The sequence below is a fragment of the Niabella agricola genome (assembly GCF_021538615.1).
GTDB lineage: Bacteria > Bacteroidota > Bacteroidia > Chitinophagales > Chitinophagaceae > Niabella > Niabella agricola.
On sequence record NZ_JAJHIZ010000002.1, the window covers coordinates 245,208 to 259,998 of the forward strand.

The 14,791-nt window shown below is 46.6% G+C and carries 11 protein-coding genes; 6 read left to right on the forward strand and 5 right to left on the reverse strand.

What is annotated here, in order from left to right:
* Entirely contained in the window at positions 1-1,884 is a 1,884-nt protein-coding gene (locus LL912_RS01410) for a glycoside hydrolase family 127 protein (protein ID WP_235551770.1), read from the forward strand.
* A 727-nt stretch (positions 1,885-2,611) separates the two neighbouring features.
* On the opposite strand, the gene LL912_RS01415 is transcribed toward LL912_RS01410, so the two are convergent.
* The 3 genes from LL912_RS01415 to pheT are packed head-to-tail and all read right to left on the reverse strand — an operon-like array spanning position 2,612 to position 5,712.
* Entirely contained in the window at positions 2,612-2,911 is a 300-nt protein-coding gene (locus LL912_RS01415) for a cell division protein ZapA (protein ID WP_235551771.1), read from the reverse strand.
* A gap of 15 nt (positions 2,912-2,926) precedes the next feature.
* Entirely contained in the window at positions 2,927-3,217 is a 291-nt protein-coding gene (locus LL912_RS01420; RefSeq protein ID WP_235551772.1) for a hypothetical protein, read from the reverse strand.
* Positions 3,218-3,270: 53 nt separating this feature from the next.
* Positions 3,271-5,712, reverse strand: coding sequence for a phenylalanine--tRNA ligase subunit beta (gene pheT, locus LL912_RS01425; RefSeq protein WP_235551773.1), 2,442 nt, complete (start codon positions 5,710-5,712; stop codon positions 3,271-3,273).
* Positions 5,713-5,841: 129 nt separating this feature from the next.
* Here pheT and LL912_RS01430 point away from each other — a divergent pair, with 129 nt between their 5' ends.
* Entirely contained in the window at positions 5,842-6,366 is a 525-nt protein-coding gene (locus tag LL912_RS01430; protein WP_235551774.1) for a TlpA family protein disulfide reductase, read from the forward strand.
* Positions 6,367-6,424: 58 nt separating this feature from the next.
* Here LL912_RS01430 and LL912_RS01435 read toward each other — a convergent pair whose 3' ends face one another.
* Positions 6,425-7,657, reverse strand: a complete 1,233-nt coding sequence (locus LL912_RS01435; RefSeq protein WP_235551775.1) for a serpin family protein — start codon at positions 7,655-7,657, stop codon at positions 6,425-6,427.
* Positions 7,658-7,727: 70 nt separating this feature from the next.
* Positions 7,728-8,723, reverse strand: a complete 996-nt coding sequence (locus LL912_RS01440; RefSeq protein ID WP_235551776.1) for a glycosyltransferase — start codon at positions 8,721-8,723, stop codon at positions 7,728-7,730.
* A gap of 361 nt (positions 8,724-9,084) precedes the next feature.
* Here LL912_RS01440 and LL912_RS01445 point away from each other — a divergent pair, with 361 nt between their 5' ends.
* The 4 genes from LL912_RS01445 to LL912_RS01460 all read left to right on the forward strand — a co-directional run bounded on the left by LL912_RS01445 (position 9,085) and on the right by LL912_RS01460 (position 14,782).
* Positions 9,085-10,668, forward strand: a complete 1,584-nt coding sequence (locus LL912_RS01445; protein WP_235551777.1) for a hypothetical protein — start codon at positions 9,085-9,087, stop codon at positions 10,666-10,668.
* A gap of 62 nt (positions 10,669-10,730) precedes the next feature.
* Complete coding sequence (tgt, locus tag LL912_RS01450) at positions 10,731-11,870, forward strand: tRNA guanosine(34) transglycosylase Tgt (protein ID WP_235551778.1); 1,140 nt, start codon at positions 10,731-10,733, stop codon at positions 11,868-11,870.
* A 41-nt stretch (positions 11,871-11,911) separates the two neighbouring features.
* Positions 11,912-13,015: an LptF/LptG family permease gene (locus LL912_RS01455; RefSeq protein WP_235551779.1), complete on the forward strand. Its 1,104-nt coding sequence runs from the start codon at positions 11,912-11,914 to the stop codon at positions 13,013-13,015.
* 441 nt (positions 13,016-13,456) lie between these two features.
* On the forward strand, positions 13,457-14,782 hold the full coding sequence (locus tag LL912_RS01460) for a citrate (Si)-synthase, eukaryotic (protein ID WP_235551780.1): 1,326 nt from the start codon (positions 13,457-13,459) through the stop codon (positions 14,780-14,782).
* The last annotated feature ends 9 nt before the right edge of the window (positions 14,783-14,791 follow it).

Consider the following 14,791-nt stretch of genomic DNA (forward strand, 5'->3'; position numbering starts at 1 on the left):
ATGCTTTCAAAATACAATTTCTTTAGATCATGCCTGACCGCTTGGGCGATATTTTTATCGGTGCTTTGCCAGGGGCAGGAGGCAAAGGTTAAAGATGAGCTCAGGCCTGCGTTGTCCGTAAAACTCACGGGTTTTATAGAGCAACGGCTCCATGCTGCTTATAATAATCGCATACTTACTCAGGATGTGAACCGGTTGGTAGTTCCGTTTCGCAACCGTACGGAAACCCGTTGCTGGCAGTCTGAGTTTTGGGGTAAGTGGTTTACATCTGCAGTGCTGGCTTACCGGTATCGTCCTGATATAGTTCTTAAAAAGAAACTGGATGCTGCTGTAGAGCAACTTATTGCTACTCAAACCAGCGATGGTTATATTGGCAATTACGCTCCGGCGGCCAGGCTTGAACAGTGGGATATATGGGGACGGAAATATTGCCTGCTGGGGCTTCTTGCTTATTACGATCTTCAAAAAGATACCAAAACGCTGGAGGCAGCTAAAAAGCTGGCCGATCATCTTATTCAGGAACTAAAAGATAAGAATACTTTGATAGTCAAAAAAGGCAATCACCGGGGCATGGCTTCATCGTCGGTATTGGAGCCCATTTGTCTTTTGTATAGCCGTACCGGCGAAAAGCGCTACCTCGAATTTGCGAAAGAGATTGTAAAAGAGTGGGAATCTGAAAGTGGCCCCCAACTAATCAGCAGGTCGGCAGTACCGGTTGCGCATCGTTTTCCCAGACCTGCTAACTGGTTTGGCTGGGAACAAGGACAGAAGGCCTATGAAATGATGTCTTGTTATGAGGGATTATTAGAACTATATCGTTTAACGGGTAAGCAGGAATATAAAGAGGTCGTGGAGCATACCTGGAGCAGTATTGAACAAACAGAAATGAATATTACCGGCTCAGGATCTGCTGCTGAATGCTGGTTTGGAGGTAAAGCTTTACAAACACTGCCGGTAAGCCATTACCAGGAAACCTGTGTAACCGCCACATGGATCAAGCTAAATCAGCAATTATTAAAACTAACAGCTGCAGCAAAATATGCCGATGCCATTGAACAGTCGTTTTATAACAGCCTGTTGGGTGCCATGACACCCCTTGGTACTGATTGGGCTAAATACAGTCCGCTTTCAGGGTACAGGCCACGGGGAGAGGAGCAGTGTGGCATGGGATTAAACTGTTGTGTAGCCAGTGGTCCCCGTGGATTATTTACGCTGCCGCTTAGTTCGGTAATGCACCAGGCAAAAGGGATCAGGGTAAATTTTTTTGTGCCGGGTGTTTATGAACTAACCACGCCTGCCCGGCAAAAGGTACTGGTATCGCAGGAGACGAATTATCCGGTAAAGGGTGCTGTTGCACTTAAGCTTCAACTGGAAAAACCTGAAACCTTTTCCATTTCCATCCGTATTCCCTCCTGGAGCGCTCAAACAGTACTAATGATTAACGGGGAGCCCGCCTCTTCTCCAACTGGCGGGCAGTATTTTACTATTACCAGGGGCTGGAAAAACGGTGATCATATTTCTCTTAATCTTGATATGCGCGGACGGTTGGTGTATTCCGGAAACGGCGATCAACATTTTGCGATACAGTATGGCCCCCTGGTATTGGCAAGAGATAGCCGTTTGGGCGGGCCTGATACCGATGATGCCTTAGTTCCGGTTGCTGGTAACAATGGTTACATAAATTTAGAGCCCTGCGAAGTAAAAAATAATACGTTTTGGGTTACTTTCAAAGCTTGGGTTAAAACAGAATCGCATAAAGAAGGCCCTACAGATCCAGTACCCGTATTGTTATGCGATTATGCCTCGGCCGGCAACACGTATTCAGATGCTTCCCGCTTCAGAGTTTGGACGCCGCTTCTTTTTGAGCCGAGATATGCAAAATAATAAGGAAAATAAAATGTTGCAGCAACTTCGAAGGCGATTGGGGTGGTTATTGCGGCCAATACAGGCATTCTCCCGTCAGTGAAGCCAGGGTAGCGGGGGCGGTTGGCAACGGTAACAGAATAATAAGTTCCGGTTATTTTAACAAGGGAAGTACCAATACCATGAAAGAAACCGGTTTTATTCAGGATCTTGCCGGCAGCGGATCTGTAAAGGACTTTACGTATAAAATGTTTTCAATTCAAGAATATTGAAAATGAATAATAATAGTGGATTGGAAAAGAACTTCTAACGCCACTCAGTATAATGCACAAAAAATGATTTCGGAGGGTTTTAAGTTGCTATATGCCGGCGAACTTTCCGGCCCAATTATCGAAATGAGGATTCGTATGGTGTGGGATATTTTGGAAGCTACAGAGGACCTGCAACTGAGCACATAAAGCGCCCAAAAGTTTAGAAATATTGGTATTATACACGTTATCAGCTTTCGGTTTTAGTGCTGTAATCCGTAAAAGCGAAACATTGTATACGCCCAATGCTGATCAATCCCTGCTCCGGAGAATTTGAAATTGGGAATGAGAAATGTTAAATGTGGCAGTTGAAATGCCGTTGCTGATTCGGGCGTTCTCTTCACATCTGTATCTATGTGGCAGGAACCGGGAGCAAAACTGCAACATCGGGTATGAAATGGATTCGACGTGAAACGTTGAACGTTAACCCTGAAACCTTCCTAACTCCCTAATTCACTGTCGAGGATGGCTTCCAGTTGGTCCAGTTTTTCCATGATGCTGCCGGAGTCCATAGATGATGCGGCTTCTGCCTTAAATTCGGTGGCAAACCAGATCAGCACCATCGATACATAGTCCTGCATATCCTTTCCGGGAAATGTTTTCTTAAACTCCATTACCTTGTCATTAATGATCTTGATGGAGTGACGAACGGTTTCTTCATCGGCCGGCTCCACCTTGATACGGAAATGCCGGTCGGCAATCATAATATTGGCAGGGATCAGATTTTCTTCCTGTGACATGATTTTACATTTAGGTTAAACGCTCAGCAACGCAATACACCGGTCGATTTCGCGGAGATAGCCATTGATCCTTTTTTCGAACGCTTTTCGTTCTTCGGGGCTCATAGGGGTATTTCCGTAACGCGCAATATCCAGCTGCTGCTGTGCCGTTTCCATATTGGCAACTGCCATGGCGGCTGCAGCCCGGGTTTCTTCCAGTTCCTGCTTCAGCGCGCTGTTCTCTTTTTCGATAGCGGCGTTTTTCCTGCTCAGCTGGATCAGCTTCTCCTGTATCTGTTTTATTTTTTCTTCGATTGCCTGACTCATCTGTAAACAATTTCATATTTAATGCCCGCCTGACCTCAACGGGCAGACTATGATTATTTCCGGATCTCTACCTGCAAATCTCTTTCCAAACTTTGCATAATCTTTTTCATCCAGCCATCAATTTCTGTATCCGTTAATGTTTTTTCCTCATCGAGGAAGGTAAAACTAACTGCAAGCGACTTTTTACCGGCGCCCAGTTTATCACTAACAAAAACGTCGAAAAGCTGCACAGATTGCAATTTCTTGAGATTTAATTTTCGGATGGTGGTTTCAACTAACCCGTAGGGTAATTCCTGCGGAGCAATCATGGCGATATCCCGCTGTACCGCCGGAAAGCGGGGAATGGATGTAAACTGGGTTTTATGTTTCAGCGCCGCTTTTAAAATAGCCGTCCAGCTCAGGTCGGCATAAAATACAGGTTGCTTGATATCGAACCGCGCCAGCAGGTTTTTATGAACCGCACCCAGCTTACCTAAGCTTACGGTACCCGATTTTACTTCCAGTCCGTATTGAAAATTGCTCTCCTGTACTTCCTCATACTGAAAACCGGTAAGCCCGCATAATGCCAGCGCTTTTTCAACAGTACCCTTTAACGCAAAGAAATCGTACTTGATAGCGGGTTGTTTCCAGCCGGCATTCTGCTGGTTGCCGGTTAGATAAATGCATAAGTGATCGGGTTCTTCAAATTTTCCTTTCTTATTGATACTGTACGTTTTGCCGAATTCAAATAATCTCAAATTTTCGTTCTTCCGGTTCAGGTTCCGTACCAAAATTTCGAGCCCGGTTTCCAGCATATCCGGACGCATGATATTTAACTCGGTGCTGAGACTGTTTTTCATCCTTACAACCGTGCTCAATTCCTGTTCCGAATAATACGCCTTATTAGTGATGGAATTGGTCAGGATCTCATGATGTCCTGAACCTACTAAAAAAGATACGATCTTTTCTTTTACTGATTCACTCTCAACCGTTTCGTCTATTGAAGGGGTTATTTTTATGGAGGTAGGAATTTCTACATTATCTAATCCGTCAATCCGCAGGATCTCTTCCACCACATCGGCTGGCAGTTCGATATCCGGTTTATGATAAGGAACAGAAATCAGCAGGGAGTCAATCGTGTCTTTCTCTACTTCAAAACCCAACGACTGAAGGATCGACTTTACGGCATCCGGATGATAGTTTTTGCCACTGAGCTTTTTAAGATAATGGTATTTGAGTGCGATCTCTTTCCGGGACTGTGGTTCCGGGTAGATATCATAAATATCCGAGCTAAGGGTTCCTCCGCAGATTTCCAGGATCAGCGCAGCGGCACGTTTCAGCACATTTACTGTGGCTGAAATATCCGTTCCTTTTTCAAAACGGGTGGCCGCGTCGGTTCTTAATCCATGCCGGAAAGAAGTTTTGCGGATGGTAACCGGGTCGAAGCAGGCGCTTTCCAGGAAGATACGGGTGGTTTGGTCGGTTACCCCGCTTTCCAGCCCGCCAAATACACCGCCGATACACATACCGCCTTCGGCGTCGCAGATCATCAGGTCTTCGGCGCTCAGTTTACGCTCTTTTTCATCCAGTGTGGTAAAAAGCGTGCCTTCCGGAAGGTTTTTGACAATCACCTGGTTGCCGCGGATCTTATCTGCATCAAAAGCATGCAAAGGCTGACCCGTTTCATGTTGAATGAAATTGGTGATATCTACGATATTGTTTATGGGCCTCAGTCCAATAGCCTTCAGAAAGTGCTGCAGCCATTTAGGTGATTCGCCCACTTTAATACGGTCGATACAGATACCGCTGTACCGGGGACAGGCAGTTTTGTTTTCTACGGTTACCTTCAGGGGAGCCTTACCCTTGGGCGCTTTAAAACTATTGGTTTCCGGGAGCTTTGGCCGCACCGCTTTTTTATCGTGATGGGAAAGATAGGCGCAAACATCTCTTGCTACCCCCCAATGGCTCATGGCATCCATGCGGTTTGGGGTAAGCCCGATTTCAAAAATGGTATCGGAATAGCTTTGAAAATACTCGGAAGCGGGTGTGCCGGGTGTTACATCCGCCGGCAACACCATAATGCCGTCATGGGAGGTTTCCAGGCCGATTTCGTCCTCAGCGCAGATCATTCCCTGGCTTTCTTCGCCACGGATCTTGGCCAGTTTCATGGTAACAGGAGCTCCGTTCAGCGGGTAAATGGTTGTGCCCACTGGCGCTACAACTACTTTTTGACCGGCGGCCACATTGGGAGCGCCGCATACGATGTGCAGCGGAGCATTTTCGCCAATGGATACTTTTGTCAGTTTTAATTTGTCGGCATTCGGGTGTGGCTGGGTTTCCAGCACTTCGCCTACTACCAGGCCTTTTAAACCGCCCTTCAGCTCTTCGTACTCATGAATGGCTTCCACTTCCAGTCCGATGGAAGTTAAAATCTGGCTGAGCCGTTCCACACTTACCGGTTGTCCTGCCTGGTTTACAGGAAGGTATTCATTCAGCCATTTGTAGGATATGATCATCTGCGTTTAAATATTAATAAAATGGACTGCGAATATACAATTTAGCCTTCAGCTATAGACATAAGCAGGGATAAATAAGCGCCGGAAAGTTGAAGCAGAATGGTAATTTCGCCGGTACAGAGCTGTTATATGATGATGAAAAATATCGTTATCCTGGTATGGCTGGCATTGAAAATAGCACCCACCGCCGCCCAGGACGGAGGCGGCTGGAAGCTGTCCCTGGATGCTCTGGTGCCCGATTTTGGTTTCGCTCTTAAAAAGGGGGGCGACTCTGTAAAAATCAGCGATTACAAAGGGAAATTGGTGCTGATTAACTTTTTTGCAACTTGGTGCGGGCCCTGCCGGGCCGAGCTGCCCAGGGTGCAGCAGGAGATCTGGGGCCAGTACAAAAACAATCCCCGGTTTGCGCTATTTGTTTTCGGACGCGAGGAAGACTGGGATAAGCTGAATGCTTTTGTAAAGCAAACGAAGTTTGGGTTTCCGGTGCTGGCGGACCCCGACCGGCGGATTTTTTCGCTTTTTGCGGATAGCTTTATTCCCCGCAATCTTGTTTTAGATGAAACCGGCAAAATTATTTACCAGTCGATTGGGTACGACAAAAAAGAGTTTAAAACGTTGTTGGATCTTTTAGAGAAGCGCCTTTCCAAATTATAGTATAAAGAAAAAAGCCCTGCAATCCAGAGGGATGCAGGGCGCAAATCTGGTGTATTCTCTATGGTAATGCTACGGGTTGAGAAATAGCTCCCATAAACAGTATACTTTTTGAAGTATGTTCACTGATGATGATTCCAAAAGGTCGGTTGCAGATAAACCGGGAGGGAGGGCCCGCCGAAGTAACGTTAATGCCAACGGTGGTTACAGCAGCGGCCTCTGTACCCTCTTCGTCCAGGGCTGCAAAAGTGTTTTGCTTTACAAGGTTGATCTGAACAGCAGCCTTACTTAGTGCATCAAAGCTGGCCCCGGAGCCAAAGGCCTTTTTGATGCCCATGGCTTCCAGGGTTTGGTTGAGTGTAAACTCCTGTTTCAGCTTAAAGCTGGGTATCCCAATCTCCAGCTTTGTAGTGTAAAAAGAATGCTGTAAGGCATCCCATTTTTGTGCGTCCATCTGGTTAAAAAGGTCAGCAACGGCATTTGTTTTGGGCAGAAGAACGGTAAGGGTAAACTGTCCGTTGCCGTATGGTTTTTGAATGGCATCAAAATCGGTGGCAGCAGCATATCTAATGGTGTCTGTACGGTGCATCATATTCACCTGCATCGTAGATCCGTCTGCTTTTGTAAATGTTTCGGGCCGGGTTTGGCTTTTGTCAAATTTAACCCGCCAGTCTCCTTTAAAGTACAGGGCGTTCATCAATAACAGCACCAGGTCCGGATCCAGTTGATCCAGTACTTTGGTGATCTTGCCGTTGGTATGGTCGCTGGCCCATTTGTTGATAACTGGCAGATCCGACGGTTGAAACGATAAACCGGCGGCTCCCGCTTTATAATAATCGTTCAGGGTTTTTAAAAAAGATGCTTCAACCGGAAAGCTGTTCTTGTAAAATACCACATTGGCAAGGCCGAGGGTTACCGCCGGATCGGCTTTAGGCAGCTCTTCCAGAAGGGTAAAACAGGCGGCGTTCAGGGAGTCGGCCGACAGGTCTTTTGCCTGCAGCGCGTCAAGGATCTCGTCACGGGTTTCGCCCGTTGCCCCATTGGCTACCATACTCATGGCCATATGTAAGCTCAGGGGTGAAATGAAAATATTGCTGCCAGACGGTTGCTTTTTTTGAAGCTCCTTAAAAAAAGAGAATGAAAATGCCGACATTGATGCGCTTACCGGGGCTGAAATGGCAATAGGCGTTTGTTTTGAAGACTTGGGATCCGGTTTGCCGGAAATGGCTTTTGAGCAGCTGCCAAGTATGAGTGCTGTCCAACCGCCCAGGAAAAACAATCGCCATTGCTTCATGGTTTGTCTGGTTTAATTAGTTACACCAGGCAAAGACGCGGGAAAAACCGATTTCGCAACAGCAGAACAGTTAATTCCAGGTTTTTTTTTCTTTTCTTACAAGGGCGGGGGCAAAAAGCAGGTAGTAACATACCGTCCACAGGTCCATCAGCAGTACCCATTTCTGCAGATCGGCCTCATTTAGCTTTTTTAGCGAGCGGCCAAAAATCAGCTGCTGAATCACTGATTTTCCAGCCAGGATGCCCAATCCAACCCTCCAGTCGTACCAGATGCTGCAGGCAATAACCAAAAAGTAGAATAAAAAATGAGACAAGCTGTATAATCCTAGCAGGATCTGATGCTTAGGTTTGTAATATTTAGAAGTGCTGAAATGCCTGTTTTTCTGGAACCGCCATTCTTTCCAGGTTTTTTTAGGACTGCTGAGGGTATGTGCTTCGGCGTCAATAACGATGGTGGTGTTTTTTCCGGTAGCCACTTTATTAATAAAAAGATCATCATCACCCCCCGGGAGATGATTGAGGTCGGAAAATCCTTTGTTTTTCAGGAAAAGATTTTTTTTATAACTCAGGTTCCGGCCCACCCCCATATACGGATGCCCGGCCAGGGCATAGGATAAATATTGCAGGGCACTGTGAAAGGTTTCATAGCGGATCACTTTGTTTAAAAAGCCGGGGTGTTTGTGATATGCGCCATAACCCAGCACGATTTCAACGCCGTCTTCATAGGGTTCCTGCATTTTTTGCAGCCAGAACTCCGTGGCCGGTACACAATCGGCATCCGTTAATAGAAGAATTTCGTGTGCAGCTTCCCGGATGCCCATAGAAAGCGGGTATTTTTTACCGGGTATATGCTGGGCTTTTTGCCGGAGGTTTAAAACCGTTAACCCGCCATATCGGGCATTCAGTTCCTGTAAAACATACTGGCTGTCGTCTACCGAATTGTCATTAACAATCAATATCTGGTGGCTGGTCGGATATTCCTGGAACAGCAGCCCTGGAATATTCCGGGCAAAATTGCGGGCCTCGTCTTTGCCGCATACAATCACGCTTACGGGGTGCTGCTGCATGCTGGTCCTGATTTTAGGCTTAAAAAACGCCAGTCGTGCAAAAAAATAAAAATAATAAAACAGGAGAACAGCTGTACAAAGCAGGAGCGCAATAAATATAATATATCCAGGGGTTAGATCCGGCATGCCGCAAATATAGGGTGCTAAATTTTAATTAGCGCATTGAGGAGGAGAATAAGAATACAGATTTCAGACTTCAGGACACGACACTGGATTCCGGAATCTCAAATCTCAAATCTGATTTCTAAATTCTTCCTGTTCCGTTTAAATTTGCCGCCAATTCGGGTAATTTGATGCTGCATCAAAAATAAAAAGGACCTGAAGTCAATTTTTAGGTAGTCTGTATTTTTAAAATAAGCTTATGAGAAAAATCTCTTTTTTACTAACAGGTATCTTAATCGCATTGGTGGGGTTGGGACAAGCGGACACGATATCCAGTCCACTGATCAGGGATGGACTGGTGGGGATCTTTCGCAATGAGGGAGAGAAAAAATCGTTAACCAAACTTCATTTCAGTGATGAAGACTACCTCGATCTGTATTTGCAGACCGGAGATGCGGCGGATGTGAATGCCGCCAAACAAAAAATTAATCATTATTTGAGCGGAGCTGGCCGTTACGGCCAGCCACTTAAAAGCAAAGACCTGAAAAAGCTGTATAAGAGCGTACATGAAGCTTTTTTTCGGCGTTATGTAGATAATCCTTCTTTTGGACAGATTTTTTCAACCGGCGATTATAATTGTGCTACGGCTTCGGCGCTCTATGCATTGCTGCTGCAGCAGCTTTCCGTTTTGTATGATATACGCGAAACGCCCAGCCATATCTATATCGTAGCAGACCCGGCCGCAGCAAATATCGTATTTGAAACCACGGCGCCCGGTATAAAAATTTATCAGGTAACCGATAAATTTAAGACCCAGTATCTAAATTATTTGATCAGCAATAAAATTGTTACAGCATCTGATGTGTCGGGAGGTAACAGGGACGCGGTATTTGAAAAACATTTTTACGGAGATGAAAAGATCGACCGGAAAAAACTGGCAGGCCTGTTATATTACAACATGGGTGTGGATGCGTTAACAAAAGAAGATTACACAAAAGCCTATCAAAATTTCGAAAAAGCCTACCTGCTTTACCCATCCAAGAGAATCGCTTATCTGGCCTCGTTATCGCTGGGCAGCCTGATGGCGGAAAAAGAAAAAGAGGTCAGCGACGATGCATGGCCCTATGGTTTGCGCTATTTGGAGCTCAACAAAACAGACGACGCTAAGGAGTTGTTCCAGGGATATTGTGCCCGTCTGCTCAAACGGTATCTGTTTGAACAACCTGAGCCCGCGAAGGTGCATAGGTTCTATGGTAAAATGCTGCCCTATGTAACGGACACATCCCTTAAACGGCTGCTGCAATACGATTATTATTATGAAACGGCGCACCATTTATATATAAAGAGTAATTATGATTCCAGTTTGGTATACCTCGATGCAGCCTACCAACTGACGCCGCAGAACTTGCTTTTGCAGGAACTAATTGCGCAATCGCTGATCCAGAAAAGCATGCCCATGTCTGGCAAAGTTGCTGATACGGTAATTGTAAGCCGCATGGAACACTATTTTGAGCGCTATCCTTTTTTGAAATCGAGCCCTAAGGTTAGGGGGCTTTATATTATTGGGCTGGCCAGCGCTACTGCAGATCTGTTTCAAAAGAATCAAAAAGCCGCAGGAGACCAGATGCTGAAACGCTTTTTCGGGTTAATGGAAACGGATCTTCCGGCGGTTAAAGACCTGCAACCCTATTGGGCGGTATTGATCAGTGAAGCATATATCTATCATATCCGGCAGAAGCAATATAAGGAGGCCCGCCAGTTTTTGTTAAAGGTAAAGAAATATATTCCTGATAATGAGGAAGTTAATAAACGAATCGGCTATCTGGACGGAGGTATTTATTAACGGAGTGAAGCCATTATTTTTCAAGTAGTTACCGGGTATTTTTTTAAATTTGCCGCCAATTTATGGCACAACTCAGTTTTCAGCTACAACATACCGATACCGGGTCCGCAGCGAGGGCCGGTCTGATCCAAACCGATCACGGTCAGATCGAAACCCCCATCTTTATGCCGGTAGGTACGGCCGGTTCCGTAAAAGCCGTTACCCAGGCGCAGCTGGAAAATGAAGTGCAGGCCCAGATCATTCTCGGGAATACCTATCACCTGTACCTGCGGCCGGGACTGGAGGTGCTGGAAAAAGCGGGCGGATTGCACCGGTTTAACCAATGGCACCGTCCCATTTTGACAGACAGCGGCGGTTTTCAGGTCTTTTCGCTGGCCGGAACCCGGAAGATCAAAGAGGAGGGGGTAACCTTTGCTTCACATATCGACGGAAGCAAGCACCTGTTTACTCCCGAGCGGGTGATGGACATCCAGCGGGTGATTGGTGGCGACATTATTATGGCCTTTGACGAATGCCCGCCGGGTGGCAGTGAATATGGTTATGCCCGTAAAAGCCTCGATCTTACACACCGCTGGCTGAATCGCTGCTGGGAGCGGTTTACCTCCACACCGGATAAATACGGGTATACCCAAAACCTGTTTCCCATTGTGCAGGGGGCCACGTTCAAGGATCTGAGAAAGGAATCCTGCGATTTTGTGGCTCAAAAGGAAGCCACCGGTAATGCCATCGGCGGACTAAGCGTAGGAGAGCCGGAAGATAAAATGTATGAAATCTGCGACTGGTGCTGCCAGCACCTGCCGGTACAAAAACCCCGTTACCTTATGGGAGTGGGCACACCCTGGAACATCCTGGAGTGTATCGGCATGGGCATCGATATGTTTGATTGTGTAATGCCCACCCGCAACGGGCGTAATGCCATGCTGTTTACAACAGAGGGGGTGATCAATATCGACAATAAAAAATGGGAATTTGATTATTCACCCATCGACGCGCAGCTTTCCAACCCCATGAGTAACCTGTATAACAAAGCCTACCTGCGGCACCTGTTTAAAAGCGGCGAGATCCTGGCCCTTACCATTGCCAGTGTGCACAATTTGGCTTTTTACCTTTGGCTGGTAAAGGAAGCCCGCCGCCAGATTATTGCAGGTACCTATCATTTCTGGAAAAACCAAATGATTGTTAAGTTAAAAACGCGCTTGTAGGGCCATATCTTTTTTTCGGTTACTTTTACAGATTATATTTCATGAAGAAGCTGGACTGGTACATATTAAACCGACTGTTGATTTCGTTTGTATTTTGCATGCTGCTTTTTACGGTAATTGCCGTGGCGATTGATACCAGTGAAAAATCAGACGATTTTGTAAAATCGGGTCTTTCTTCCTGGCAGATCTTTACAAAATATTACATGGGCTTCATACCCTATATATGGAGTTTATTGTTTCCCCTTTTTGTGTTTATTGCTGTTATTTTCTTTACCAGTAAAATGGCGCTTCGTTCGGAAGTGATCGCCATTCTCGCCAGCGGTACCCGTTTTACGCGGTTTCTGCGCCCTTATATGATCGGAGGGCTGTTGCTCGCCACCATACTCTTTTTCGGACGGGCCTATTTCATTCCGATGGCCAACAATATCATGAGCAACTTCCGGAAAACCTATATCGATAAAAATGATCCGCTGAAGAACCGGTCGGAGAGTGCCTGTAGTACCTGTTTTTATAAGCGGGTAGACAGTATCACGTATATGGGGGTAAAAAACTTTGATGCCGTTACGCAGAAAAGCGGTGCTTTTTTTATGGACCGGGTCAAAAGAGGGAAACTGGTATACAACCTGCGCGCAGAGTCGGTACGGTGGGACACTACAAAACGGCAACGGAGATGGGTTGCCGAGAATGTGGTGGAGCGCCTTGTGGATAGCCTGGGCGAGCGGGTTACACATTCCAAAGAAAAGGTAGTGCGGCTGAACATGGCACCTGATGAGCTGATAAAAGACGAATACCTTAAGGATAAACTGACCACACCGGGATTGAAGCGGCTGATCAAAAATGAGGAACTAAGGGGTACGGAAGGATTAAATGCTTTAAAAGTAGAATTGTATAAACGCACATCAACACCGTTCACCGTATTGCTGCTCACATTTATCGGCGCCGTCATTGCCAGCCGTAAAACCCGCGGGGGAAGCGGTATGCACCTGGCCCTGGGCATCGTGATCGCTGCAGTATTCATCCTTGCCGACCAGTTTTCTACGGTATTTTCCACCAAGGGCAATTTTCCGCCGCTATTGGCGGCCTGGATCCCCAATCTCTTTTTTACATTCGTCGCATTCCAGCTGTATAAAACCGCGCCTAAATAAACGATCCGTCGTTCTTTCAGAACTGAGAATCCAGGTGCCAGATCCGGGAATACAGAATATGGTATGGGTTATTAACTATAAAATCAGCGCCTGCTGTCACTGTATTTGCTTTTGCCCTGAATTGGACGCACCCCGGTCCGGTAACACCCGTTGTCTTTTAAAATGAGCAGCAGGTCCCTCCGGCAGATCGCGGATACTCCCCCGGGTTTACCGGCCCGTGGTCTCAGATCCCAGATGTCAGATCTGAAATCTCAAACCTCAAATCTGGATCCCGGATGCTCAAATCTGATTAAAACCACCTCATTTTAAACCCTTTTGCTGCTAATTTGTTAAGGAATTATTGCCGTTGAAAAAATACTAAAATATAATTTGTTGTGGCAATTGGCTTTAACTATCTTTAGCGCAAACCATTTTTTTAATAGTTAAGACGAAGAAGCATATATGGAAGAATTTAAAGTGAAGTTTAAAGAGCAGGCGGATAAGCTGGGCGCTGAAATTAAAACGATGCTCCAGGAACACGGGAACACGGTGATTGGAGAAACCACCCTGGCGCAGATTTACCAGGGAATGCGGGGAATGACAGCCCTGGTTACCGAAACTTCTCTTCTTGACGCACAGGACGGCATCCGTTTTAAACGGCGTTCCATTCCTGAGCTGAGAGAACAGCTTCCCAAAGCCAAAGGTGGCTCTGAACCGTTGCCGGAAGCATTGTTTTACCTGATGATGATCGGTGAAATTCCCACGGAAGAAGATGTGGAGAACCTGAGCGCCATCCTGCAACGCCGCAGCCACGTGCCTACCTATGTATTTGATACTATGAAGGCCCTGCCCAAGGATACGCATCCCATGACGCAGTTTGTAGTAGGGGTAATGGCCCTGCAGGCAGAAAGCGTTTTTGCCAAGCGTTATGCCGAAGGATTCTCAAAAAAGGATTACTGGGAGGCTACGCTTGAAGATACACTTAATCTGATTGCACGGCTGCCGCATATCGCGGCCTTTGTTTACCGCAGGAAATACAAGGGCGGCAAAGCGGTACAGCCGGATGGTATGCTGGACTGGGCGGCCAATTTTGCCCATATGCTGGGATACGATAACGAAGAGTTCAAGGAGCTGATGCGGCTGTATATGGTGATCCATGCAGATCATGAAGGCGGCAATGTATCGGCTCATGCCACCCACCTGGTAGGCTCAGCGCTCAGCGATCCGTACCTGAGTTACGCCGCAGGGATGAATGGTTTGGCAGGTCCGTTGCACGGTTTGGCCAACCAGGAAGTGATCAAATGGATCTTTGAAATGCAGAAGGAGCTGAACACCGAAGCACCCACTGCAGAACAAATAGGAGACTATGTGAAAAAGACGCTGAGCGAAGGCAAGGTGGTGCCCGGTTACGGACATGCCGTGCTGCGCCAGACCGATCCCCGCTTTACAGCCCAGATGGAATTTGGCAAAAAACATATGCCCGATGACCCGCTGGTAAATACCGTGTGGCGGATCTATGAAACCGTTCCGGGCATTTTACAATCATTAGGTAAAGTTAAAAATCCCTGGCCTAATGTAGATGCGCACAGTGGTGCCTTGCTGGTACATTATGGGATGAAGGAGTACGAATATTACACGGTTCTTTTTGCGGTAAGCCGTTCACTGGGTGTACTGTCCAGCCTTTGCTGGGACCGCGCCCTCGGAATGCCGCTGGAACGCCCCAAATCAGTTACCACAGCCGCAGTAAAACGGTGGTTGAATAAGGAAGTAGAAAACCTGGGTGACTAAAACATTCGG

Coding starts and splice junctions, on each gene's coding strand:
- LL912_RS01410 (WP_235551770.1), top strand. CDS start 1: ATGCTTTCAAAATACAATTTCTTTAGATCATGCCTGACCGCTTGGGCG.
- LL912_RS01415 (WP_235551771.1), bottom strand. CDS start 2,911: ATGTCACAGGAAGAAAATCTGATCCCTGCCAATATTATGATTGCCGAC.
- LL912_RS01420 (WP_235551772.1), bottom strand. CDS start 3,217: ATGAGTCAGGCAATCGAAGAAAAAATAAAACAGATACAGGAGAAGCTG.
- pheT (WP_235551773.1), bottom strand. CDS start 5,712: ATGATCATATCCTACAAATGGCTGAATGAATACCTTCCTGTAAACCAG.
- LL912_RS01430 (WP_235551774.1), top strand. CDS start 5,842: ATGATGATGAAAAATATCGTTATCCTGGTATGGCTGGCATTGAAAATA.
- LL912_RS01435 (WP_235551775.1), bottom strand. CDS start 7,657: ATGAAGCAATGGCGATTGTTTTTCCTGGGCGGTTGGACAGCACTCATA.
- LL912_RS01440 (WP_235551776.1), bottom strand. CDS start 8,723: ATGCAGCAGCACCCCGTAAGCGTGATTGTATGCGGCAAAGACGAGGCC.
- LL912_RS01445 (WP_235551777.1), top strand. CDS start 9,085: ATGAGAAAAATCTCTTTTTTACTAACAGGTATCTTAATCGCATTGGTG.
- tgt (WP_235551778.1), top strand. CDS start 10,731: ATGGCACAACTCAGTTTTCAGCTACAACATACCGATACCGGGTCCGCA.
- LL912_RS01455 (WP_235551779.1), top strand. CDS start 11,912: ATGAAGAAGCTGGACTGGTACATATTAAACCGACTGTTGATTTCGTTT.
- LL912_RS01460 (WP_235551780.1), top strand. CDS start 13,457: ATGGAAGAATTTAAAGTGAAGTTTAAAGAGCAGGCGGATAAGCTGGGC.